Origin of the sequence: Streptomyces sp. NPDC051569 (assembly GCF_044454085.1) — a bacterium.
Taxonomy (GTDB): Bacteria; Actinomycetota; Actinomycetes; order Streptomycetales; family Streptomycetaceae; genus Streptomyces.
On sequence record NZ_JBITDJ010000003.1, the window covers coordinates 346,068 to 369,227 of the forward strand.

General features: G+C 72.5%; 17 protein-coding genes and 1 pseudogene. 10 read left to right on the forward strand and 8 right to left on the reverse strand.

The features are described 5' to 3' along the window. The first annotated feature begins 101 nt into the window (after positions 1–101). The 7 genes from ACIBAE_RS07315 (at position 102) to ACIBAE_RS07345 (ending at position 9,314) form a co-directional block, all read left to right on the forward strand. Positions 102–2,594, forward strand: a complete 2,493-nt coding sequence (locus tag ACIBAE_RS07315; protein WP_399282878.1) for a SpoIIE family protein phosphatase — start codon at positions 102–104, stop codon at positions 2,592–2,594. A gap of 92 nt (positions 2,595–2,686) precedes the next feature. After that, entirely contained in the window at positions 2,687–3,418 is a 732-nt protein-coding gene (locus tag ACIBAE_RS07320) for a methyltransferase domain-containing protein (RefSeq protein ID WP_399282879.1), read from the forward strand. A 155-nt stretch (positions 3,419–3,573) separates the two neighbouring features. Then, positions 3,574–4,407, forward strand: coding sequence for a M55 family metallopeptidase (locus tag ACIBAE_RS07325; protein WP_399282880.1), 834 nt, complete (start codon positions 3,574–3,576; stop codon positions 4,405–4,407). After that, on the forward strand, positions 4,400–5,749 hold the full coding sequence (locus tag ACIBAE_RS07330) for a M20/M25/M40 family metallo-hydrolase (RefSeq protein WP_399282881.1): 1,350 nt from the start codon (positions 4,400–4,402) through the stop codon (positions 5,747–5,749). Before ACIBAE_RS07325 ends, ACIBAE_RS07330 begins: the two co-directional genes overlap by 8 nt. Before the next feature lie 11 nt (positions 5,750–5,760). Continuing rightward, the gene (locus ACIBAE_RS07335; protein WP_399282882.1) at positions 5,761–7,761 is read left to right on the forward strand and encodes a prolyl oligopeptidase family serine peptidase; all 2,001 of its coding nucleotides are present in this window, start codon (positions 5,761–5,763) and stop codon (positions 7,759–7,761) included. After that, positions 7,758–8,702 carry an LD-carboxypeptidase gene (locus tag ACIBAE_RS07340; protein WP_399282883.1) on the forward strand — a complete coding sequence of 315 codons (945 nt, stop codon included), beginning with the start codon at positions 7,758–7,760 and terminating at the stop codon, positions 8,700–8,702. The genes ACIBAE_RS07335 and ACIBAE_RS07340 overlap by 4 nt, the downstream gene beginning before the upstream one ends. A 39-nt stretch (positions 8,703–8,741) precedes the next feature. Next, positions 8,742–9,314 carry a GNAT family N-acetyltransferase gene (locus tag ACIBAE_RS07345; protein WP_399282884.1) on the forward strand — a complete coding sequence of 191 codons (573 nt, stop codon included), beginning with the start codon at positions 8,742–8,744 and terminating at the stop codon, positions 9,312–9,314. Here ACIBAE_RS07345 and ACIBAE_RS07350 read toward each other — a convergent pair. From ACIBAE_RS07350 to ACIBAE_RS07365, 4 genes are all read right to left on the reverse strand, one after another. Continuing rightward, positions 9,295–9,630 carry a DUF6204 family protein gene (locus tag ACIBAE_RS07350; RefSeq protein ID WP_399282885.1) on the reverse strand — a complete coding sequence of 112 codons (336 nt, stop codon included), beginning with the start codon at positions 9,628–9,630 and terminating at the stop codon, positions 9,295–9,297. The genes ACIBAE_RS07345 and ACIBAE_RS07350 overlap by 20 nt on opposite strands. 189 nt (positions 9,631–9,819) lie before the next feature. Next, positions 9,820–10,179, reverse strand: coding sequence for a VOC family protein (locus tag ACIBAE_RS07355; RefSeq protein WP_399282886.1), 360 nt, complete (start codon positions 10,177–10,179; stop codon positions 9,820–9,822). Between the two features lie 92 nt (positions 10,180–10,271). Continuing rightward, entirely contained in the window at positions 10,272–11,081 is an 810-nt protein-coding gene (locus ACIBAE_RS07360; protein WP_399282887.1) for a methyltransferase domain-containing protein, read from the reverse strand. A gap of 164 nt (positions 11,082–11,245) precedes the next feature. After that, a complete protein-coding gene (locus tag ACIBAE_RS07365) occupies positions 11,246–12,754 on the reverse strand; it encodes a bifunctional phosphatase PAP2/diacylglycerol kinase family protein (protein WP_399282888.1) in 1,509 nt (502 codons plus the stop codon). Positions 12,755–13,138: 384 nt separating this feature from the next. Here ACIBAE_RS07365 and ACIBAE_RS07370 point away from each other — a divergent pair, with 384 nt between their 5' ends. Next, the gene (locus tag ACIBAE_RS07370) at positions 13,139–14,296 is read left to right on the forward strand and encodes an aminotransferase class I/II-fold pyridoxal phosphate-dependent enzyme (RefSeq protein WP_399282889.1); all 1,158 of its coding nucleotides are present in this window, start codon (positions 13,139–13,141) and stop codon (positions 14,294–14,296) included. 96 nt (positions 14,297–14,392) lie between these two features. Here ACIBAE_RS07370 and ACIBAE_RS07375 read toward each other — a convergent pair whose 3' ends face one another. Continuing rightward, positions 14,393–15,040, reverse strand: coding sequence for a DedA family protein (locus ACIBAE_RS07375; protein WP_399282890.1), 648 nt, complete (start codon positions 15,038–15,040; stop codon positions 14,393–14,395). Then, positions 15,040–15,831, reverse strand: coding sequence for an MBL fold metallo-hydrolase (locus tag ACIBAE_RS07380; protein ID WP_399282891.1), 792 nt, complete (start codon positions 15,829–15,831; stop codon positions 15,040–15,042). The genes ACIBAE_RS07375 and ACIBAE_RS07380 overlap by 1 nt, the downstream gene beginning before the upstream one ends. Before the next feature lie 201 nt (positions 15,832–16,032). Here ACIBAE_RS07380 and ACIBAE_RS07385 point away from each other — a divergent pair, with 201 nt between their 5' ends. Next, positions 16,033–18,177 (forward strand): phage holin family protein, encoded by a 2,145-nt coding sequence (locus tag ACIBAE_RS07385; RefSeq protein ID WP_399282892.1) that lies wholly within the window; start codon positions 16,033–16,035, stop codon positions 18,175–18,177. 14 nt (positions 18,178–18,191) lie between these two features. On the opposite strand, the pseudogene ACIBAE_RS07390 reads toward ACIBAE_RS07385, so the two are convergent. Next, positions 18,192–18,685: pseudogene (locus ACIBAE_RS07390) on the reverse strand (TauD/TfdA dioxygenase family protein); the annotation flags it as partial. Positions 18,686–18,901: 216 nt separating this feature from the next. On the opposite strand from ACIBAE_RS07390, the gene ACIBAE_RS07395 reads away from it, so the two are divergent. After that, positions 18,902–21,955 (forward strand): alpha-mannosidase, encoded by a 3,054-nt coding sequence (locus tag ACIBAE_RS07395; protein WP_399282893.1) that lies wholly within the window; start codon positions 18,902–18,904, stop codon positions 21,953–21,955. A 104-nt stretch (positions 21,956–22,059) separates the two neighbouring features. Here ACIBAE_RS07395 and ACIBAE_RS07400 read toward each other — a convergent pair whose 3' ends face one another. After that, positions 22,060–22,968, reverse strand: a complete 909-nt coding sequence (locus tag ACIBAE_RS07400; protein WP_399282894.1) for an RNA polymerase sigma factor SigF — start codon at positions 22,966–22,968, stop codon at positions 22,060–22,062. Between the last annotated feature and the right edge of the window lie 192 nt (positions 22,969–23,160).

Genomic DNA, 23,160 nt, shown 5'->3' on the forward strand with positions numbered 1-23,160 from the left:
GCACCACCTATTAGTTGATTGCCCGGCGCATTGAGCGCGAAGGGCCTTACCGTGGAGGGCGGAGCCGCGAATTCTGGCGGCAGGGAAGGAGCCTTCCACCCATGGACAGTGGTATTCCGCAGGGTCTGCCGCGGCAGCTCGCCGCGGCCGGCCGGATTCCGCTCGCCGTGGTCGTCGTGGACGGTGACGGCCTGGTGTCGCACTGGTCGACCGGCGCACGGCGGCTTTTCGGCCATTCCCGGGAAGACGCGGTCGGTCAGTCCGCCTGCGACCTGATGCCGGTCGCCGGGGCGCTCGCCGAGGAAGACGACGCGCGCGCCGAAGGCGGCGGGGGTACGGCAGAACGCGGATCGGCCCACGGCACGTGGGAGTCGTACGACGATCTGGGACCGGAGCTGCACACCCGCGGCTCCTACCCGACCGCCGGACGCGCGACGGTCTCCGGGGACGCGACGGCCTCCGGGGAGGAGGGACGTGACCGGCTCGATGTGCTCTGGTGGGCCTATCCGCTGGTCGGCCCGGGCGCGGGCCGCCATCTCGTCCTCGCCGCCGACGTCGCGCAGCTCGGACCGGAGGGTGAGGCGGACGACGCCGGCACCCTCCGGATCGCCCCCGGCTTCGGCCTGCACACGGAGTTCCCGGAGTACGAGGCACTCGCCCGGCGGCTGCCGGACATCCTGCCGAACATGAGCCCCGCCGAGTCCAATCGGATCGTCGCCCAGGTACTCGAACTCGGCTATCCGGTGCTGGAGTTCAGCCACCACGAGCGGGTGCCCGTCACGCCCGACTGGGGCGTGCCGCGGCGGGCGGCCCGACGGCACGACGGATCCGGGGCCGCGTCGGGGGCCACGCCCCAGCGGCGCGCGGTGCTCCGGCCGCAACTCGACCTCGAATACGCCGCGGTGCGTGAGCGCCTCGAATTCCTGAACGAGGCCAGCGGCCGGATCGGCACCTCACTCGATCTGGAACGCACCATCCGCGAGGTCACCAGCGCCGCCGTGCCCCGTTTCACGGACTTCGCGGGCACGCACCTGCGGGCCGCGGTGCTCGCCGGTGAGGGGTTCCCGGACGGGCCGCCCGATGTGATGACCGTCTGGCACCGGGTCTGGGTCGAGCACAACGACGAGCCGGGCCGCTGGGACGACACGGTGCCGGTCGGCGAGGCCATCTCGTTCCCCGAACACACCCCGTTCTTCCAGTGCATGGTCACGGGCGAGCCGGTGCTCATCCCGCGGCTCAGCGAGGAGGCGGGCGACCGGATCTCGGGAGAGTTCGAGAAGCGGGACCTGCGCCCGCTCATCAACAACCGCTCCCTGCTGCTCGTGCCGCTCAAGGCGCGCGGCGTGGTGCTCGGCTTCATGGTGCTGATGCGGCGTCCCGAGCGTGAGCCGTTCGACGACATGGACCGGACGACCGGCGCCGAACTCGCCGCCAGGGCCGGTCTCGTGCTCGACAACGCCCGCATGTACACCTACCAGGAGAACGTCGCGGAGACCCTGCAGGACAGCATGCTGCCGCAGGTGGCGCCGCGCATGGCGGGCTGTGACATCGCCACCCGCTATCTGCCCGGTGCCCGGCTCGGCAGGATCGGTGGCGACTGGTTCGACGCCGTCAAACTGCCCGGCTCCCGTACCGCCTTCGTCGTCGGCGACGTCATGGGACACGGACTCAACTCGGCCGCGATGATGGGTCAGTTGCGCACCGCCGTCCAGACGATGGCGACCATGGAGATGCCACCCTCCCAACTGCTCCGCAATCTCGACGACCTGGCGCAGCGGCTCGGCGAGCTCTATCTGGCGACCTGTCTGTACGCGGTGTACGACCCGATCCGCTCCGAGCTCCAGATCGCCAACGCCGGGCACATCCCGCCGGTGCTCGTCCGCGCCGAGGACGGCAGCAGCGCCGTACTCGACCTGCCGACCGGGGCGCCCATAGGGGTGGGCGGGGTCGCCTTCGAGACGGCCACCGTGCGCGTGAAGCCGGGTGACCGGCTGGTGCTGTGCACGGACGGGCTGGTGGAGGTGCGGGGTGAGGACATCGGTGACGGCCTGGCGGCGCTCTGCGCGTCCGCCGCGCACCCCGCCGCCTCGATGGACGACGCCTGCGACACCATCATCCGCGCGCTCAACACCCGTGACGGGCGCAAGGACGACGTGGCCCTGCTGATGGCCAGGCTGAACGGCATCCCGGACGACCACGTGGCCGAGTTCCCGCTGGCCCTGCACCCGCGCGAGGTGGCCAGGGCCCGGCGGGTGGTGCGCGGAAAGCTGCTCGACTGGGGGCTGGCGGAGGCGGTGGAGACGGCCGAGCTGATGGTCAGCGAGCTGGTCACCAACGCCCTGCGCCACGCGCGGACCCGTCATGTCGTCCTGCGCCTGGTCCGTACGGACGCGCTGCTGTGCGAGGTCCTCGACGACGAGCCGGCTCCGGCGGCCCTGCTGAACGCGGGCCGGGAGGATGAGTACGGGCGGGGTCTGCGGGTGGTGAGCAGCCTGGCCCGCGAGTGGGGGAGCAGCAGTTCGGCGCAGGGCAAGACGGTCTGGTTCGAACAGTCGTTGGCTCGAAATGTACGTCCGGGGCCGAGCCGTGGATGACAGGCGCACGCCCCCCTTGCCCGATACCCCGGGAGAACGGTAGTCCGGTCCCCGACAGCCTGCCTTCGGCGGGCCGGACCTGGGGAGAACATATGGACGTGTCGCAGCGCTACCGAAACGCCTGGGAAGGTTTCTGGCGGGAAACCTCCGACATACCGGGCGAGGCGATGTGGGACTCCGCCCCTTCGCTCACCTCGGTCCCGCACAGCGAGCTGCTGCTGCCGCACGTGGATGTCTCGCTGCCCGTGGTGGACCTGGGCTGCGGCAACGGCACCCAGACCCGCTATCTGTCCACGGTCTTCGCCCGGGCGATCGGCGTGGACCTCTCGCACGCGGCGATCGAGCACGCGCGCATCGCGGACACCGCGAAGGTGGCCGAATTCGAACAGCTGAATCTGGTCGACCATGACGCCGTCGACGCGCTGCGGCAGCGGATCGGTGACACCAACGTCTACATGCGGGCGGTGATGCACCAGAGCGAGCCGCAGGACCGCCCCGCTGTCGCGGCGGCCGTCGCCGGGCTGCTCGGAGTACGGGGCAGGGCCTTCGTCGTCGAGCTGACGCCCGCCGCGCAGGCGGTGCTCCGGCAGGCGGCGGAAGGTCCTGAGGGGCCGCCCGAGAAGCTGCGGAGGGTCTTCGAGCACGGGCTCAAGCCGGCCGGTGCCACCGACGAGGAGGTGCCCGACCTGCTGCGCGCGGCGGGCCTGACCATCCTGGAGACCGGAGACACCACGCTCGCCATGACGGAGAATCTCCCCGACGGCACCCGCATCGATCTGCCGGCCAGGTGGTTCGTCCTCGCGCGGGAGCAGTCGGCGGCGTAGCGGGTGGCGTAACCGGTGGTGGATACCCGGACGGCCTGGTGGCCGGCCTCGAAAGGGCTGGTCATAGGCCGTTCGGGCCCTCATAAAGGTCTAGACCACCGATAGTTTTCCACAGGGCTGGCCTGTTCCGGGCGGGACGCGTACGGTTTCCAGCCATGAAGATCCTTATCAGCGCCGACATGGAGGGCGCCACGGGGGTGACCTGGCCGGCCGACGTCCTGCCGGGCACACCGCAGTGGGAGCGCTGCCGCTCCCTGTTCACCTCCGACGTGAACGCCGCCGTCCTCGGCTTCTTCGACGGCGGCGCCGATGAGGTGCTCATCAACGAGGCGCACTGGTCCATGCGCAATCTGCTGCTGGAACAGCTCGACGAGCGCGCCGAGATGCTCACAGGCCGTCACAAGCCGCTGTCGATGGTCGAGGGTGTGCAGCACGGCGATGTCGACGGCATCGCCTTCGTCGGCTACCACACCGGCGCCGGTACGGAAGGCGTGCTCGCGCACACCTACCTCGCCAACTCCATCACCGGGGTCTGGCTGAACGGGGCGCGGGCGAGCGAAGGACTGCTGAACGCCCACGTCGTAGCGGAGTACGGCGTCCCCGTGGTGCTGGTCACCGGCGACGACCTGACCTGCCTGGACGCGGAGGGATACGCACCCGGCGCCCGCAAGGTCGCGGTGAAGGACCACGTCTCGCGGTACGCGGCGGTGTGCCGCACCCCGGCCCGTACCGCCGCCGACATCCGCGCCGCCGCCAAGGAGGCCACGGCGCTCGCGGTCCGTCACGACCCTGCCGGTGGCGGGCCGTTCACCGTGGAGCTGGAGTTCGACGCCGAGCACCTCTCCCAGGCCGCGACCGTCGTCCCCGGAGTCGCCGTCACCGGTGAACGGCGGGTGGCGTACACCGGCGGGACGATGTATGAGGCCATTCGTACCTTTAAGGCGGTCACCACGATCGTCTCGTCCGCCGTGGAGGAGCAGTATGGCTGACATGACGCCCACCGACATGAGTGCCTCTCTCGATCCGGCGGCGCTGGACGAGGTGGTCACCTTCACCTCCGAGCTGATCCGTATCGACACCACCAACCGGGGTGACGGCGCCTGCCGGGAGCGGCCGGCGGCCGAATACGTGGCGGAGCGGCTCGCCGAGGCCGGTCTTGAGCCCACCCTCCTGGAGCGGACCCCCGGGCGCACCAACGTGGTGGCCAGGATCGAGGGAACGGACCCGTCGGCCGACGCGCTGCTCGTCCACGGCCATCTCGACGTGGTCCCCGCCGAGCCCGCCGACTGGACCGTGCACCCCTTCTCCGGCGAGGTCAGGGACGGCGTGGTGTGGGGCCGCGGCGCGGTCGACATGAAGAACATGGACGCGATGGTGCTCTCCGTCGTGCGCGCCTGGGCCAGGACCGGCGTCAGGCCGCGCCGCGACATCGTGATCGCCTACACCGCCGACGAGGAAGCCAGCGCCGAGGACGGCTCGGGCTTCCTCGCCGACCAGCACCCCGGGCTGTTCGAGGGCTGCACGGAAGGCATCAGCGAATCCGGCGCCTTCACCTTCCACGCCGGCCCGGGCATGGCGATCTACCCGGTCGGCGCCGGGGAACGCGGCACGGCGTGGCTGAAGCTCACCGCCCACGGCAGGGCGGGCCACGGCTCCAAGGTGAACCGCGCCAACGCGGTCAGCCGGCTCGCCGCCGCCATCACCAGGATCGGCGAGCACCAGTGGCCGGTCAGGCTCACCCCGACCGTACGCGCCGCCCTGCGGGAACTCGCCGCGCTGTACGGCATCCACGTCGACACCGACGCCGAGGACTTCGACCCGGACGGTCTGCTGGGCAAGCTGGGCCCGGCCGCCGCGCTCGTCGAGTCCACCATCCGCAACAGCGCCAACCCGACCGTCCTGGAGGCCGGGTACAAGGTCAATGTGATCCCCGGGCAGGCCACCGCCTATGTCGACGGGCGGACGGTGCCCGGCGGCGACGACGAGTTCCGCGCCACCCTGGACGAGCTGACCGGACCCTACGTGGAGTGGGAGTTCCACCACCGGGAGACCGCGCTGCAGGCCCCCGTCGACACCCCGACGTTCGCCAAGCTGCGCGCCGCCGTCGAGCGCTTCGACCCGGGTGCGCACACCGTCCCGTACTGCATGTCGGGCGGCACGGACGCCAAGCAGTTCTCCCGGCTCGGCATCACCGGTTACGGCTTCTCGCCGCTCAAGCTGCCGCCCGGCTTCGACTACCAGGCACTGTTCCACGGCGTCGACGAACGCGTGCCCGTGGAGGCGCTGCACTTCGGCGCCCGTGTCCTCGACCACTATCTGAAGTCCGCTTAGGAGAGTTGGGTATGCAGCCTATGGGGGCCTACGGAACGTGGCCGTCGCCGATCGACGCCACCCTGGCCGCCTCGCACGACGGGCGCCCCGAGTACGTCGGGGCGGTCGGCGACGAGGTGTGGTGGACCGAGCCGCGCCCGGCCGAGGAAGGCCGCCGCGCGCTCGTACGACGGCGGGCGGACGGCCGTGAGGAGTCGGTCCTGCCGGCCCCGTGGAACGTCCGCAGCCGGGTGATCGAGTACGGCGGGGTGCCCTGGGCGGGCACCGGGCGGCCCGACGGCGGCCCGCTCGTCGTCTTCGTCCACTTCCCCGACCAGCGGCTGTACGTGTACGAGCCGGACGGCCCGGACGCGCCCCGCCCGCTCACACCCGTCTCCACGACCGGCGGCGGGCTGCGCTGGGCCGACCCCCGGATCCATCTGGACCGGGGCGAGATCTGGTGCGTGCTGGAGGAATTCACCGGCGAGAAGCCCACCGACGTACGGCGGGTCGTGGCCGCCGTCCCGCTGGACGGCTCGGCCGCCGAGGACCGTGCGGCCGTACGCGAACTCTCCGACGACCGGCACCGCTTCGTCACCGGCCCCCGGCTCTCCCCGGACGGCCGACACGCCGCCTGGATCGCCTGGGACCACCCGGACATGCCCTGGGACGGCACGGTGCTGATGCTCGGCGAGGTCACGGAGAGCGGCCCGTTCGCGGGGATCCGGCCCGTCGTGGGAGGCACCGACGAATCGGTCGCCCAGGTGGAGTGGGCCCCCGACGGCTCCCTGCTCTTCGTCTCCGACCCGGGCAACTGGTGGGAGCTGCAGCGCATCCGCCTCGACGACCTCGCCCCGGGCGTTACGCCGAGCACCAGCCTCTGCCCCGGCCGCCAGGAGGATTTCGGCGGCCCGCTCTGGAAGATCGGCTACCAGTGGTTCCGCCCCCTGGAGAACGGGCTGATCGCCGTCATCCACGGCGCCGGCACCACCGCGCTGGGCATCCTCGACCCGTCCACCGGTGACGTGGTGGACGCGGCGGGGCCCTGGACCGAATGGTCCGCCACCCTCGCCGTGCTCGGCACCCGGGTGGTCGGCGTCGGCGCCGGTCCGCGCAGCGGATACGAGATCGTGGAGCTGGACACCGTCACGGGACACGCCCGGGTGATCGGCGCGGAGCACCACGACCCCGTCGACCCCGCGTACTACCCCGAGCCCCGGAGCCGTACCTTCACCGGTCCCGGCGGCCGCGAGATCCACGCCCACGTCTATCCGCCGCACACCCCCGAAGGCAGCGCGCCCGACGGTGAGCTGCCTCCCTACGTGGTGTGGGTCCACGGCGGGCCCACCAGCCGGGTCCCGCTCGTTCTCGATCTGGAGATCGCCTACTTCACCTCGCGGGGCATCGGGGTCGCCGAGGTCAACTACGGGGGCTCCACCGGCTACGGCCGCGAGTACCGCAACCGGCTGCGCGGGCAGTGGGGCATCGTCGACGTCGAGGACTGCGCGGCCGTCGCCCAGGCCCTCGCCACGGAGGGCAGCGCCGACCCGGCCCGGCTCGCCGTGCGCGGCGGCAGCGCGGGCGGCTGGACCACCGCAGCCTCCCTCGCCACCACCGACGTCTACGCCTGCGGCACCATCAGCTATCCGATCCTCGATCTGCTGGGCTGGGCCACCGACGAGACGCACGACTTCGAATCCCAGTACCTGGAATCGCTGATCGGCCCGCTCGCCGAGGTCCCCGAGCGCTACCACGACCGTTCGCCGATCAACCAGGTGGACCGGATCAGCGCGCCGTTCCTCCTGCTCCAGGGGCTCGACGACGTCATCTGTCCGCCCGCGCAGTGCGAGCGGTTCCTGGAGCGGATCGCCGGGCGCGGGATTCCGCACGCCTACATCGCCTTCGAGGGCGAGGGCCACGGCTTCCGCAGGGTGGACACCCTGATCCGCTCCCTGGAGGCGGAACTGTCCCTGTACGCGCAGACCTTCGGCTTCTCGCGCACCGACATCCCCCGGCTGGAGCTGGAGAAATGACCGGCACGCCGGCGCTCACCCCGCTGACCCGGCCCGCCCGGCTGCGGCCGGGGGCCAGGGTCGCCGTCGTGGCGCCCAGCGGCCCGGTGCCCGCGGACCGGCTCGACATGGGCCTCGACATTTTGCGCGGCTGGGATCTGGACCCCGTCGTCGCCCCGCATGTCCTCGACCGGCATCCCCGCTTCCGCTACCTCGCGGGCACGGACGAGGACCGCGCCCGTGACCTCCAGGAGGCGTGGTGCGACCCGTCCGTATCGGCGGTCTTCTGCGCGCGCGGCGGATACGGCGTCCAGCGCATGGTGGATCTGCTCGACTGGACCGCGATGCGGGCGGCGGGACCCAAGGTCTTCGTCGGCTACAGCGACATCACCGCCCTCCATGAGGCGTTCGCCGTCCGGATGGGCCTCGCCACGCTGCACGGCCCGATGACGGCGGCGGTGACCTTCCTCAAGGACACCGCGACACAGGAGTCGCTGCGCGCCACGCTCTTCGAGCCGGAGTCGGTCCTGACCCTCGGCCAGGACACGGCCCGCGCGCTGGTCCCCGGCCGGGCCGGAGGCGTCACCCTCGGCGGCTGCGTCAGCCTGCTCGCCGCCGACCTCGGCACGCCGCACGCCCGCCGCTCGGCGGCCGGCGGGCTGCTGCTGATCGAGGACGTCGGCGAGGAGCCGTACCGCCTCGACCGGATCCTCACCCAGCTGCTGCGTTCCGGGTGGCTGGACGGCGTCGCCGGGATCGGCCTCGGCTCCTGGGCGGAGTGCGGCCCGTACGAGGACGTACGGGCGGTGCTGCTCGACCGGCTCGGCGGCCTGGGGGTGCCGGTCGTGGAGGAGCTGGGCTTCGGCCACAGCGAGACGACACTGACCGTGCCGTTCGGTGTGCCCGGGGTCCTGGACTCGGAGAGCGCCACCCTCACCCTGGACGTACCCGCGCTGATCTGACCCCGCCACGCATCACGTGACAGCCCTTAAGCTGGCGCGATGTCCGGCCTCCCCACCCCGCTCGCCGAGGGCCCGCGCACGCTGATCCGCCCCTACCGTCACGAGGACGCGGACGAGTTCACCACCCTCGTCCGCGCGAGCAAGGCCCTGCACCGCCCCTGGCTCTTCCCACCCGAGGACGCCGGGGCGTACGCCGCCTACGCGGGCCGGCTCATCGAGGACCCCACCAAGGCGGGCTATCTGGTCTGCGCCCGCGACGACGGCCGGATCGCCGGGTTCGTCAACATCAACAACATCGTCCTGGCGGCCTTCCGCAGCGGTGCGATCGGATACGGCGCCTTCGCGCACGCCGCTGGGCGCGGTCTGATGACCGAGGGGCTGGGGCTGGTGGCGCGCCACGCCTTCGGCCCGCTCGGCCTGCACCGGCTGGAGGCCAACATCCAGCCCCTGAACGCCGCGTCCATCGCACTCGTGCGACGCGCCGGCTTCCGGCTGGAGGGCTACTCGCCGGACTTCCTCCTCATCGACGGCGCCTGGCGCGACCACGAGCGCTGGGCGCTCACCACGGAGATGCTCCCACCCCCGCCGACCGTCAGCGGCCCTTGCGGTTGATCTTCATGGTGTCCATGTCGGTCACGGTGGAGCGCAGTTCGCGATGTCCGCAGCCCAGGGCCCTGAGCGCGGTCTCGGCGCGGTCCTCGGCCGGCGCGCCCGCCATCTCCTCACCGTCCGCCGCGTCCGAGACCACCACGTACCGGTAGCTGAAGTGGGTGAGCGCGGCGTCGTAGGTGAGGGAGCCCTCCGGAGTGAACCGCATCTGCGCCAGGCCGTGCCGCTCCACCTCCGCGAGCAGCCGGGTCCGCGCCTCGTCCGTGAGTCCGTCCCACGTCCCGCGCACGATCACCCGGTACGTGTGCTGAGTGGTCATCCCGTTTCCCGCCTTCTGCCCGTGGTCGTGCGTGTCGATCTGTCTCTCCGGCCGCCGCCGGATCACCGGTCAGGGTACGGCGGTGAGGCCGTTCCGCCCACGGAATATCGGGCCCCTGGCGGCGCGGGCCACGACGCCCGGATGCGGTCGGCCGGCTGAGCGCAAGGCTTCCGGTCCGCCGGAGAGGACCTACGACTCCGGGACCGCTCTGCGGTCGGCGTACTCGAAGACCGAACCGTCCGGGTGCACGGCGATCAGATTGCGGCCCGCCGGAGTCGGTACCGGGCCCACCAGGACCTTGGCGCCGATCTCGGTGAGGACCGTGAGCGACTCGTCGACGTCCTCGACCGCGATGGTCGCCGTGACCTTGCGCAGGACGTCGATCTCCGAGGCGGGGCCGCTCATGAGGAGGAAGCAGCCGACGGCGGCGACGGAGACCCCACCACGCTCGAAGCGGAGCGCGGAGCTGCCGGTGAGGCGTTCGTAGAACGCCACCGAGGTCTCCAGGTCGTCGACGCAGATGCGCAACGTGGTTCCCAGGATTTCCATACCCGTCAGGGTAGTTGGCGGTGACGGGACACGTGATCGATACACGTGATCGCTTCGGGTCGCCGGGCGGCGGGCGGCGGCCCGGCGGGCTCTCAGGCCCGGCAGAGGATCTCGCCGTGCGGGACCATGAACCAGGCGTCCTCGGCGGCGCCCCACTCACGCCAGCCACCGGCGATCTCCGCCAGCCGCGCCCGGGTGGCATGGCCGCCGTCGACCGCCAGCGCGGCGTAACCCGACGCCGTGGTGCGCTCCGCCCACAGCTCACTCCACCAGGCACGCTCGTCGGCGGCCGCGAAGCACCAGGTGGCGGCGGTCGCGGTGATCTCGGTGAAGCCTGCCTGCCGGGCCCAGGAGAGCAACCGGCGTCCGGCGTCGGGTTCACCGCCGCCCGCGCGTGCCACCCGCTGGTACAGCGCCCGCCAGTCGGCCAGAGCCGGTACGTCCGGGAACCACGTGAAGGCGCCGTAGTCCGCGTCGCGCGCCGCGACGACACCGCCGGGCCGGCACACCCTGCGCATCTCGCGCAGCGCGTGCGCGGGATCGCCGACGTGCTGGAGGACCTGGTGGGCGTGGACGACGTCGAAGGAGTCGTCGGGGAAGTCCAGTGCGTGGACATCGGCGACCGCGAAGCGGACATTGTCCACGCCCGCCGTGGTCGCGGCCTCCCGAGCGGCGTCCAGGACGGACGCGGAGGCGTCGACCGCCGTCACCGTGCCCGGCGCGACGAGCGCGGCCAGGTCGGCGGTGATCGTCCCGGGGCCGCAGCCCACATCCAGCACGTCCTGGCCCGGCCGTAGTTCCGGGATCAGATACGCGGCGGAGTTGGCGGCGGTACGCCAGCGGTGCGAGCGCAGCACCGACTCGTGGTGCCCGTGCGTATAGACGGCGGCGTCCTTCGGCATGGCCGGACTTCCTCTCCCGGAGCGATCCCGCCACGCTACGCCGAGATGCCGCATCATGAGACGCCCATCCCACTATGCGGGCGGGAGGCCGGTGGCGCGCTCAAGATCAGTTGACGCGGCCCGGCCCGGCCCGGCTGACACGGCTGACACGGCTCAGGGGCTCGTCACAGCAGCATCTGCGGCCGGTAGACCGTGAGCGCCTCGATCGCCTTGTCGAGTATCAGCTCCCTCGGAGACTCGGCCACTTCGCCGTCGAACGCCAGCGGTGTCCCGGGCGCGATGTCCGCGATCCGGACCCGCCGCATCCGCTCCGCCGCGTGAACGGGCGACCGGCTCAGCGGGCCGGCCAGCGCGGCGGCGAGCAGGCGCAGTCCCGGGGAGCGGCCGCCGTGCACGATCCGTACGTCCAGCAGACCGTCGGCCAGATCGTGCCGGTGGCCGGGGGTCGGTCCCATCCGCTGGTAGATGCAGTTCCCCGCGAACAGCAGCCACAGCGCCCGCTGCCGGCCGTCGAACTCGGCCTCCAGCTGATGCTCCCCGCGCAGCACCTTCAGGGCCGCCAGCACCCCGGCGGGCCAGCCGCCGATGCGCGGCGACCAGTGCTCACGCACCTTCACCAGCTCGGGGTAGACGCCCAGACTGAACGTGTTGAGGAAGTGGCCGTGCGGCGCGCCGCCGGGCCCGGGGGTGAAGCGCCCCAGGTCGACCCGGACGGCGTCGCCCGCCGTCAGCGCCCGGATGGTGTCGTGGACGTTCTCGATGCCCAGGTCGTACGCGAAGTGGTTGAGCGTGCCGCCGGGGAAGACGGCCAGCGGCAGACCGTGCCGTACGGCTATGGCCGCGGCCCGGTTGATCGTTCCGTCGCCGCCGAGGACACCGAGGGAGCGGCAGCGGCCCGCCGCCTTCTCCAGCTCGCTCTCCACCTCTTCCGGCTCGCACTCCACGACCTCCGCGAGGGGCAGCGCGTCCCGCACCAGTGTGGCGCTGTCCGAGGAGCCGGAGGCCCGGTTCACCACGACGACCAGGCCCCGGCCGCCCGGCAGCGCGGGGGCCATGGCATAAGGGCGGCCGGGCGAGGGCATCTGCGAACGGGTCGGCACCAGCCCGCGTACGGCGAAGGCCGCGCCCACCCCCAGCGCCGCGCCCACCAGCACATCGCCCGGGTAGTGCACCCCCGTGTAGACCCGCGAGAGGGCCACGGCGGCGGCCACCGGCGCCACCACGGCGCCCCAGCCCTTGGACTCCAGCGCCACCCCCGTCGCGAAGGCGGCGGCCGAGGCCGCGTGGCCGGACGGGAAGGAGGTGGTGAACGGCTGCCGCTTCAGCTGCCGTATCACCGGCACCGTGTCGAGCAGCGGGCGATGGCGGCGCACCGCCCGTTTGCCGATGGTGTTGACGGCGGCGGAGGCGAGCCCCAGCGACACCACGCCCCGCAGGGCGGCCCGGCGTGAACGGGCCCCGCGCCCCAGCGTGGCCATGCCCGCGGCGGCGCCGAACCAGAGCAGTCCGTGGTTGGCGGTACGGCTCAGCCGGGGCAGCACCGGACCCGCGCCCGGCCAGTGCCGCGTGGCGACGGAGCGGAAGACCTGCTCGTCCCAGGTGGTGAGCAGGGCGGCGATCCGGGCGCGGGTCCCGGGAGTCGCCTGGGCGGGGGACGCGGAGGTCTCGAACATGGAACGCGGGTACCCCGGGGGTGGCACGCGCAAGCAGGCCGTACGGCATCCGGACGGATGGGGCCGGAGCGGGACCGGGTGGACAGTCCGGGGGCAAGAGGTGTCAAACCTCCGTATAAAGGGCGTATGAGACGGCCGATGGTGGGAGGTGACGGGATGCGACGGACGGGCTCGGCAGGCTGTGGGCCGCGACACCGTGGCAAGGGAGGCGGCGACACGCCGGGTGGTGGCGCCTCGGACCGTGACGCGCCGGACCGTGACGCGCCGGGTGGTGGCACGTGGGGCGGTGACACGCCGGGCGGAGGCATTCAGGCGCCGGGAGGCGCCCAGGGCCGTGGGTCCGAGAGCCGCGGCCCCGTCCGGTTCGGCCCGCCCGCCCCCGACATGGCGCTGCCCGCGCTGCCGGAACTGGTCGACGTGTGCGGCGCGGCCGCCGGACGCACCTCGCCCGAGCCGCCCGGCGGCGGCGCCGTCCTGCGCGAGGCCGCCTGCGGCTACTGGTGGCGGCGCGGACTGCGCTGCGGGCCCGACGACGTGGCCGCCGCGCCCGGCGCGCAGCCGCTGCTGTTCGCCCTGCTCGCCGCGTACGGCGGTGACGTGCTGATGCCCCGTCCGTGCCCCGCCTGGTGGACCCCGCAGGCCCGGCTGCTGGGCCGGCCCGCGTACCGCGTTCCCACCCCGGCCGAGGCGGGCGGCGTCCCCGATCCGTTCGCCCTGCTGGAGACGGTCCGCCGGGTACGCGCCGAGGGCGGCGATCCGCGGGTATTGCTGCTCTCCCTCGCCGACGACCCCACCGCCACCGTCGCCCCGCCGGAGCTGGTCCGCGAGGCGTGCGAGGCCGCGGTCGGCGAGGGCCTGCACGTGATCAGCGACGAGACATGGCGCGACACCCTGCACCGGCCGCACGAGACGGTCCCGCTCAGCCCGGCCGAGATGTGGCCCGACGAGGTCGTCGTGGTCTGCGACGCCGGGGGTGCGCTCCTCCCGGCCGCCTGGCCGATGGCCGTCGCCCGCTTCCCCGCCACCCCGGCCGGGACCGCCCTGCGCGCCAGAACACTCGACATCCTCACCGCGCTCGGCGCCCTGGTCGCCGGCCCTGTCGCGGCCGCCGCCGCCCACGCGCTCGGCGAACCGGGACCGGTCGTGGCCAGGGCGCGGGCCGCCGCCGCACTGCACGGGCGGGTGGCGGCGGCCGCCCACCGGGCGGTGCTCGCCTCCGGGGCCCTCGCCCGGCCCCCGCAGGCCGGCCGGCATCTCTACGCCGACCTCGGACCGCTGCGCGCCCGGCTGGCCGGACTGGGCGTCACCGACTCCATGGAGCTGGAGAACCATCTGAGCGAACGTCTGGGAACGGCCGTCCCGGGCGGCCACCGCTTCGGCGACGAACTGGGCGCGCTGCGCGTCCGCCTGTCGACCGGCCCCCTGCTCGGCTCGGACCCCCAGCAGCGGCTGGCGTCCCTCACCGCGGTGGCACCCCTGGAACTACCGCACATCGCGGGGGCACTCAGCGTGCTCGGATCGGCCTTCGACGAACTGCGCTGAACGGGGACCCGCCGACCGGCGCCTCACCTGCCGACCGTGCCTCACCTGCCGACCGTGCCTCACCCGCCGACCGTGCCTCACCCGCCGACCGGTGCCTCACGCCTCCTGGCTGCCCGAGCCAGCCCCGGCTTCCCGTCCCGCCCGGCGCAGCCTGCGCCACAGCGCCGGGACACCGCTGATGACCACCGTCAGGACGACCGCGGCGAGCACGCCCTGCCAGGGTTCCTCGAACAGCGAGCCGCCCAGCACCCCGATCAGCTGGTACGTGGCCGCCCAGGCCAGGCAGGCCGGGACATCGCCCCGCGCGAACCGGCGCAGCGGCCAGTCCGCGAGCAGACACGCCAGCATCACCGGAATCCGCCCGGCCGGCACCAGCCGGGACAGCACCAGCACCGTCACACTGTTCTCCCGCAGCTTGCGCTGCGCCTGCTCCAGCCGGTCCGGCGGCGCGTTGCGCCGCAGCGCGGCCAGCCACCGCGAACCGTTCTTCGAACGCACGCCGCGCCGGCCGAGCCAGTACAGCGCCAGGTCGCCGAGGAAAGCGGCGCCGGCCGACACGAGGAAGACGTAGAGCATGGGGAGCGGCGTCGGATGGCGGACGGCCACCACCGCCGCCGAACTCACCAGGGCGCCCGTCGGTATCACCGGTATCAGCGCGCCCAGCGCCACCAGCAGGAAGAGCGACGGATACCCGACGGCCTGCTGGGTCGACTCCACCGGCAGCTGCGCCAAGAGCTGTTGCATCACCGCGCGACCGCCGGTCTGGCGCTCTCGCCGTGCCCCAGCAGATGGACCGCCACCTTCGGAGCGAGCAGCGCCGCCGCCCGGACGAAGTCCTCGCCCGGCGCGTAGAACTCGTGGGGCCTGACCCCGTCCAGGCCGATCGGCCAGTACGTGCCGTAGTGCACCGGCACCGCCGCGCCCGGATCCAGCTGCGCCAGCGCCTGCGCCGCGCGTCCGGCGTCGAGATGGTCCGGGCCCAGCTTGGGGCCCCAGCCGCCGACCGGCAGCAGTGCCACGTCCACCGGTCCCACGGCCCGCGCCATCCCGTCGAAGAGTCCGGTGTCACCGGCGAAGTACGTCCGGGACTCGCCGTTGATCAGGTAGCCGAGCGCGGGGGAGCGCCGCGGTCCGAAGGGCAGCCGCCGCCCGTCGTGGTGCGCGGGGACGACCCGTACGCTCAGCGCCCCGATCCGCACCTCGTCACCGGCGTCGACCTCGGTGATCCGCAGCCCGGCCGGATTCCTTCGCGCGTCGAGCCTTCTGAGCGCGGGGACGGAGCGTGCCGCGCCGCGCGGCACGATCAGCCGGGTGCCGGGCGCGAGCCTGGCCAGCGAGCGCGGATGGAGGTGGTCGGCGTGGAGATGGGAGATGAGCACGGCGTCGGCGACCGCGGCCTCGGGCGGCGGCACGGGACCGAGACGGCGGCGCAGATGGGCCAGCCGGCGTACGAAGAGCGGGTCCGTCAACACCCGCACACCGGAGTCCTCGACTGTGCAGGTGGCATGACCCCACCAGGTGATGACCGTACCCAAACCGACCTCAGCTCCGTCCGCCGCCGCGCGTGCGCGCCCGCCCCGGGCACCGTCCGCGCACTCAGCGTACGGGGGATGCCCGCCCGGGCCGGACGGCCGCCGGGGTGAAGGCGGAACAGCTTCAAGATCGCCCCGGGCGCTGTGTCACGCTGGGGCCGAGCCCGTGAGCGGATACGGGCCGTGACGTGAGGTGAAAGCGGAGTGCTCCAGGGGCGATGGCGTTTTTCGGGCAGAGCCCTGCTGCGGGTGATCGTCGTGTGGGCGGTGTCGTCGCTGACCCTGCTGGTGCTGGCCGGGATCCTGCCGGACTTCCAGCTCCAGTCCGACGACGGCGACACGATCACCAGGACCGCGGTCACCGCGAGCTGGGGCGCCGGTGCGTTCGGCCTGCTGAGCGCGCTGGTGTGGCCCCTGCTCGTCCGGGCGCTGCTGCTCGTCCCCGCCCTGGTCCTCGGGCTGCTCGTCTTCTTCCTCAACGGCTCGCTGCTGCTGTTCGCGCTCTGGCTCATTCCCGACGGCCGGGGCGTCGCCAACCCGGAGACGGCGGTGGTGGTCGCCGCGGTGATGTCCGCCGTCGCGTCCGCGACCTCCACCGCGTTCGCGGTCGGTGACGACGGCGCCTACCGGCGCAGGCTGTCGCGCCTCGCCGACCGGCGGCGGCGCAGAAGCGGCGAGGACGGCCGGCGGGGCGGCGCACCCGGCACGCTCTTCCTCCAACTCGACGGGGTCGGGCACCAGGTGCTGCTGGACGCGGTCGCCCACGGGGTCATGCCGACCGTCGCCGAGTGGCTGGGCGGGCGGCCGACCCACCGGCTGACACCCTGGCGCACCGACTGGTCCAGCCAGACCGGCGCCAGCCAGCTCGGCATCCTGCACGGCTCCAACCACGATCTCCCCGCCTTCCGCTGGTACGAGAAGGACAGCGGCCGGATCATGGTCACCAACCGGCCGGCGAGCGCCGCCGAACTCCAGCGCCGCGCCATCGAACGGACCGGCGACGGCGGACTCCTCACCCTCGACGGCGCCAGCCGCGGCAACCTCTTCAGCGGCGGCGCCGACCAGCTCGCCCTGGTGCTGTCGATGGCCGCCAGACGCGGCCGGGCCAACCGCTCCCGCGCCGGGTACTTCGCCTACTTCTCCGACCCGGCCAACGCCGTCCGTACGATGATCTCCTTCCTCTCCGAAATCGGCCGCGAGATAGGCCAGTCCAGCCTGGCCCGGCTGCGCGGCGACCGGCCACGGGTGGGCAGAGGCGGGCTCTACCCCTTCATCCGCGCCTTCGCCACCGTCGTCCAGCGGGATGTGGTGGTCGCGTCGGTCATCGGGGACCTGCTGGCCGGACGCGCGGCCGTCTACGCCGACCTCGTCGCGTACGACGAGGTGGCCCACCACTCGGGACCGCGCAGCCGGGACGCCACGCTGGTCCTGGAACAGCTCGACCGGTCGGTCGCCCTGATCGCCAAGGTCGCCGAGCACGCGCCGCGCCCGTACCGGATCGTGCTGCTCTCCGATCACGGCCAGAGCCCCGGCGAAACCTTCGAGTGCGCGTACGGACTGACCCTCAAGGACCTCGTCAGGGCGGGCTGCGGACTGCCCGTACCGCGCAAGGCCGAAGGCACGAAGAGCGGGGCGGAGGCACGCGACGCGGCACGGCACGCCGTACTCGGCGCGCTCCACCGGCCGGTGGACGAGGAGACCGGGGAGCAGCAGGCGCCGGGCTCCGACCCCATCGTCCTCGCCTCCGGGAATCTCGGCCTGGTCTCCTTCCCCGACATGCCGGGGCGCGTCAGCCGTGAGCGCCTCGACCGGCGCCACCCCGCCCTGCTGCGGACCCTCGCCGACCATCCGGGGATCGGCTTCCTGCTGGTACGGACCGAGGAACGGGGCTCGGTGGTCCTCGGCCGGAACGGCACGGAGGTCGCGGTCGCCGACCTGGCGGACGACAGCGGCCCGCTCGCCGGCATGGGCCCGGGCGCGGCCGACGCCGTACGGCGCACCGACACGTTCCCGCATGTCGCCGACATCATGGTCAACTCGATGTACGACCCGGCCACGGGCCGCGTGCACGCCTTCGAGGAGCAGATCGGGTCGCACGGCGGGCTCGGCGGCGAGCAGTCCGGGGCCTTCCTGCTGTCACCGCTGGAGCTCTCCCCGCCGGTTCCCGACAGCGGTGAACTCGTCGGCGCCGAGCGGGTGCACCGGGCGCTCCGGCGCTGGTTGCGCGAGAGCGACGGGCCGCAGGTGCCGCTCGGACTCGCGGCGGACGCGGCGGACCCGGCGGCCCCGGTGGACCCGGCGGTCACCGAGGACAGCCCCCGCGCCGAGGGCGAGATGAACTCGGCATAGCGCGCGTCCCTCAACTGCTCGATATGCCTCTGGAACAGCTCGAACCGAGCGCGCGAGTCCTGCCCGATCAGTCCGGAGATCCGCTGGACGAAGCTGCCCAGGAGCAGGACGCGTTCCCCGGTCTCGGGATGGACGCGGACCACGGGATGCTCGGAGCGGAAGGTGGTGGACGTGAACAGCCTGTGGTGGCGAGCGTGCTCCTCGGGCGGGGCGTCATGGCGCAGGGCCGCGTAGTCGTAGTCGTTGGAGTGCACGGCCCGCAGGCTGTCGGCCAGCGTCTTGAGCGGCTCAGGCAGTTCGGCGTAGGCGGCGGCCGTGCTGGACCACAGGGTGTTGCCGCCGTAGGGCGGGAGGGTGACGGCCCGCAGGACGGAGAAGGCCGGCGGGGCGGGGGCGAAGGTCACGTCGGTGTGCCACTGGTTGGCGCGGTGGCCGTGGTCGGCGTCGATACGAGCGCGTAACGGCCGTCCACGGACGGCACGGTGGGATGCGCCACCGGCGTACCGAGCCCGTCGGAACGGCAGGGGAAGGGGCCGGGAGCCATGGCGGCCTGCGGTTTCTCTCCGCGCCTACTGATGGGGCGTCAAACGACTGGAGGCCGCCCGCCGTTTCGAACAGTGCGATGTCGGAGAGGGTTACACCGTCTCCGGCGCCGTCGGCGCCGACCGTCCCCGGTACCCCGTACCCGCACTCGCACCCCCACGCAATACAGGAGTTTCCCCTCATGCACGACGACCGCAGCCTCGTCGAGGCACGCCTCAAGCGCGTCCTCGACGAACGCATCCGTCCCGCCCTATACCCCGAATCGACCCCGCTGGAAGTCGCCGTCTGGCACGCGCCGGGCGAGCCCGTCCCGGTCGCGGAGGGCCTCGCGGGCCCGGCGGAACCGATCGCGGTGGGCGACCGGTGGGGCGCGCCCTGGGGCACCAGCTGGTTCCGGGTCTCCGGAACCGTCCCCGAGGAGTGGGCCGGCCGGACCGTCGAGGCGGTCCTCGATCTCGGCTTCGACGAGAGCATGCCGGGGTTCCAGTGCGAGGGCCTGGTCCACCGGCCCGACGGCTCCCCGGTGAAGGGCCTCAACCCGCGCAACCAGTGGGTGCGGATCGGCGCGCCCGTGGCGGGCGGCGAGGAGGTGCTGCTGCACGTCGAGGCCGCCTCCAACCCGGTCATCCAGGGCTCCCGCGCCTTCGAGCCGACCCGTATGGGCGACAAGGACACGGCGGGCAGCGAGCCGCAGTACACCCTGACGCGCATGGACCTCGCGGTGTTCGACGAGAGCGTCTGGCACCTCATCCAGGACCTGGAGGTGCTGGGCGAGCTGATGCTGGAGCTGCCCGTCGAAGGTGCCCGCCGCTGGGAGATCCTGCGCGCGGTCGGCCGCGCCCTCGACGTGGTCGACCTGCAGGACGTGAACGCCTCGGCCGCCGCCGCGCGGGAGCAGCTCGCGGGCGTACTCGCGACGCCCGCGCCGACGACCGCGCACCGGATCAGCGCGGTCGGCCACGCCCATATCGACTCCGCCTGGCTGTGGCCGCTGCGCGAGACGGTCCGCAAGGTCGCCCGGACGACGGCCAATATGACGGCTCTGCTGGACGAGGAGCCCGAGTTCGTCTTCGCGATGTCGCAGGCGCAGCAGTACGCCTGGATCAAGGAGCACCGGCCGGAGGTCTACGCCAGGGTCAAGAAGGCCGTGGCGGAAGGCCGCTTCGTACCGGCCGGCGGGATGTGGGTCGAGTCCGACACCAATATGCCGGGCTCGGAGGCCATGGCCCGGCAGTTCGTGCACGGCAAGCGGTTCTTCCTGGACGAGTTCGGCATCGAGAACGACGAGGCGTGGCTGCCGGACACCTTCGGCTTCGCGGCGGGACTGCCGCAGATCATCAAGGCCGCCGGGTCGAAGTGGCTGCTCACCCAGAAGATCTCGTGGAGCAAGATCAACAAGTTTCCGCACCACACCTTCCGCTGGGAAGGCATCGACGGCACCCGGATCTTCACCCACTTCCCGCCCGTCGACACCTACAACTGCTCCATGGCGGGCCGTGAGATCGCGCACGCGGCCAGGAACTTCAAGGAGAAGGGTGTCGCCAGGCACTCGCTCGCGCCGACCGGCTGGGGCGACGGAGGCGGTGGCACCACCCGCGAGATGATCGCCAAGGCGCAGCGGCTGCGCAGCCTGGACGGCTCCGCCACGGTCGAGTGGGAGGCCCCCGGCGCGTTCTTCGCCAAGGCGGAGGCGGAGTACCCGAACGCACCGGTCTGGGTCGGCGAGCTGTACCTGGAGCTGCACCGCGCCACCCTCACCAGCCAGGCGAAGACCAAGCAGGGCAACCGGCGCAGCGAACACCTGCTGCGGGAGGCCGAGTTGTGGGCGGCCACCGCCGCCGTGCGGGCCGGTTCGCCCTACCCGTACGCACAGCTCGACCGGATCTGGAAGACGGTGCTGCTCCACCAGTTCCACGACATCCTGCCCGGTTCGTCGATCGCCTGGGTGCACCGCGAGGCGGCGAAGACCTACGCGGGCGTCGCCGAGGAGCTGACCGGCATCATCGACTCGGCGCAGCGCGCCCTCGCCGGCGACCCGTCCGGCGGTACGACTCTGCTCTTCAACGCCGCGCCGCACGCGCGCGGCGGGGTCCAGGCGGGTGGGGCGGGACCGGCCGGCGGTGGCGGCGGCGTACGACCGCAGCCGCGCGAGGGTGGCGGCTATCTGCTCAGCAACGGCCTGCTGGAGGTCGAGATCGACGGCCGGGGCCTGGTGGTCTCGGCGTACGACATCAGCGCGGAGCGCGAGACGGTGGCGCCGGGCGAGGCGGCCAACCTGCTCCAGATCCACCCGGACTTCCCGAACCAGTGGGACGCCTGGGACGTCGACGAGTTCTACCGGAACACCGTCACCGACCTGACGGACGTCGATGAACTGGCCCCGATCGAGAGCGGCGACGGCGACGGCGCCGGGAACGGGGGCGCCGCCGGTGTCCGCGTCGTGCGCAGTTTCGGCGCGTCGAAGGTCACCCAGCTGCTGACCCTCGCGCCCGGCGTCAAGCGGCTCGACATCGACACCGAGGTCGACTGGCACGAGACCGAGAAGTTCCTCAAGGCGGCGTTCCCGCTGGACGTGCACGCCGAGCGGTACGCCTCCGAGACCCAGTTCGGCCATGTGTACCGGGCCACCCACACCAACACCAGCTGGGAAGCTGCCAAGTTCGAAGCCTGCAACCACCGCTTCGTGCACGTGGAGGAGCCCGGCTGGGGCGTCGCGCTGCTCAACGACTCGACATACGGCCATGACGTGACCCGTACGGTCCGCGAGTCGGACGGCGGTACGACCACCACGGTGCGGGTCTCCCTCCTGCGGGCACCCCGCTTCCCCGATCCGGAGACCGACCAGGGCGTGCACCGTTTCCGGCACGCCCTGGCGCCCGGCGCGGCGATCGCCGACGCGGTCCGGGAGGGCTACCGGATCAACCTGCCGGAGCGCCGGATCACCGGGGCCGGCGAGGTGGCCCCGCTGGTCACCGTCGACAACGACGCCGTCGTCGTCAGCGCGGTCAAGCTCGCCGACGACGAGAGCGGTGACCTGGTCGTTCGACTCTACGAATCGACCGGTGGCCGCGCCAGGGTCCGCGTCGGCGTCAGCTTCGCCGTCGGCGGTCTCGCGGTGACGGACCTGCTGGAGCGACCGCTGTCGGACGCCGGGCGGCCGGAACTCGACGACGGCGCGGTGCGGCTGTCGCTGCGTCCGTTCGAACTGGTCACGCTGCGTCTGACGCGGGTCTGACGCGGGTCTGACGCGGGTCTGACGCGGTCTGACCCAGGTGTGAACGGCAGCGGGTCCCGGCCTCCTCAGGAGGCCGGGACCCGCTGCCGTTCACACCGGTGGTGTCACTCCTCGATCAGCATCCCCTTGCGGAGCTGCGTGATGATGCGGTTCAGCAGGCGGGAGACATGCATCTGCGAGACGCCGAGCTCCGCGCCGATCTGCGACTGGGTCAGCTCCCGGCCGAAGCGCATCTCCACGATGCTGCGCTCGCGCTCGTCGAGCTGCTCCAGCAGCGGAGCCAGGGCGTGCAGATTCTCGACCTTCTCCATGGCGGGGTCCGCTTCGCCCAGGACGTCGGCGAAGGTACGGCCGCTGCCGCCGGTCTGCCCCTCGTCGCCGGTGGGCATGTCCAGCGAACCGGCCGTATAGCCGTTGGTCGCGACGAGGCCCTCGATGACCTCTTCCTCGGTGATCCCGAGCAGCTCGGAGAGTTCCTTGACGGTCGGGTCCCGGTCCAGGCTCGTGGCGAGGTGTTCCTTCGCCTTGGCCAGCTCGACGCGGAGTTCCTGGAGTCGGCGCGGCACGTGAACGGCCCAGCTGGTGTCGCGGAAGAAGCGCTTGATCTCCCCGACGATGTAGGGGACCGCGAAGGAGGTGAACTCGACCTCGCGGGACAGATCGAACCGGTCGATCGCCTTGATCAGGCCGATCGTGCCGACCTGGAGGATGTCCTCCATGTCGCCGCCGCCCCGGTTGCGGAAGCGGCCTGCGGCGAAGCGGACCAGGGACTGGTTCATCTCGATCAGGGTGTTGCGCGCGTACTGGTATTCGTGCGTGCCCTCTTCGAGGACCTGCAGCTGGTCGAAGAACAGCTTGGACAGTGCCCGCGCGTCCTTCGGCGCGATCTTGCCCGGGTCCTCTATGCGCGGCAGCTCCTCGGCCGGCGTCCCGGTCCGGGGCGTGCCGATCGCGGATGTCAGGACATCCTCCGCCTGTCCCGTCCCCCTAGCCTGCACAGTTCCGGTTGTCATGACATCACCCCTCCAACACACAGCGGACCGTTCAGGTACCGCTCCTGCCCCCGGTCGGCGAACTCATTCCTCCGCACACACAAATTTCGCCAACCCGCCCCGCTTCACCGGGACGCACCTCTGCCGGAGGGGCGCCGGACGCGCTGCCGGGTCACCGTACGCCCGCCTGCGAGAACGCGCTTTCTACCGGGC

Bases quoted from the DNA above. Each gene is read 5' to 3' on its own strand.
- ACIBAE_RS07315 (WP_399282878.1), top strand. From the start codon at position 102: ATGGACAGTGGTATTCCGCAGGGTCTGCCGCGGCAGCTCGCCGCGGCC.
- ACIBAE_RS07320 (WP_399282879.1), top strand. From the start codon at position 2,687: ATGGACGTGTCGCAGCGCTACCGAAACGCCTGGGAAGGTTTCTGGCGG.
- ACIBAE_RS07325 (WP_399282880.1), top strand. From the start codon at position 3,574: ATGAAGATCCTTATCAGCGCCGACATGGAGGGCGCCACGGGGGTGACC.
- ACIBAE_RS07330 (WP_399282881.1), top strand. From the start codon at position 4,400: ATGGCTGACATGACGCCCACCGACATGAGTGCCTCTCTCGATCCGGCG.
- ACIBAE_RS07335 (WP_399282882.1), top strand. From the start codon at position 5,761: ATGCAGCCTATGGGGGCCTACGGAACGTGGCCGTCGCCGATCGACGCC.
- ACIBAE_RS07340 (WP_399282883.1), top strand. From the start codon at position 7,758: ATGACCGGCACGCCGGCGCTCACCCCGCTGACCCGGCCCGCCCGGCTG.
- ACIBAE_RS07345 (WP_399282884.1), top strand. From the start codon at position 8,742: ATGTCCGGCCTCCCCACCCCGCTCGCCGAGGGCCCGCGCACGCTGATC.
- ACIBAE_RS07350 (WP_399282885.1), bottom strand. From the start codon at position 9,630: ATGACCACTCAGCACACGTACCGGGTGATCGTGCGCGGGACGTGGGAC.
- ACIBAE_RS07355 (WP_399282886.1), bottom strand. From the start codon at position 10,179: ATGGAAATCCTGGGAACCACGTTGCGCATCTGCGTCGACGACCTGGAG.
- ACIBAE_RS07360 (WP_399282887.1), bottom strand. From the start codon at position 11,081: ATGCCGAAGGACGCCGCCGTCTATACGCACGGGCACCACGAGTCGGTG.
- ACIBAE_RS07365 (WP_399282888.1), bottom strand. From the start codon at position 12,754: ATGTTCGAGACCTCCGCGTCCCCCGCCCAGGCGACTCCCGGGACCCGC.
- ACIBAE_RS07370 (WP_399282889.1), top strand. From the start codon at position 13,139: ATGGCGCTGCCCGCGCTGCCGGAACTGGTCGACGTGTGCGGCGCGGCC.
- ACIBAE_RS07375 (WP_399282890.1), bottom strand. From the start codon at position 15,040: ATGCAACAGCTCTTGGCGCAGCTGCCGGTGGAGTCGACCCAGCAGGCC.
- ACIBAE_RS07395 (WP_399282893.1), top strand. From the start codon at position 18,902: ATGCACGACGACCGCAGCCTCGTCGAGGCACGCCTCAAGCGCGTCCTC.
- ACIBAE_RS07400 (WP_399282894.1), bottom strand. From the start codon at position 22,968: ATGACAACCGGAACTGTGCAGGCTAGGGGGACGGGACAGGCGGAGGAT.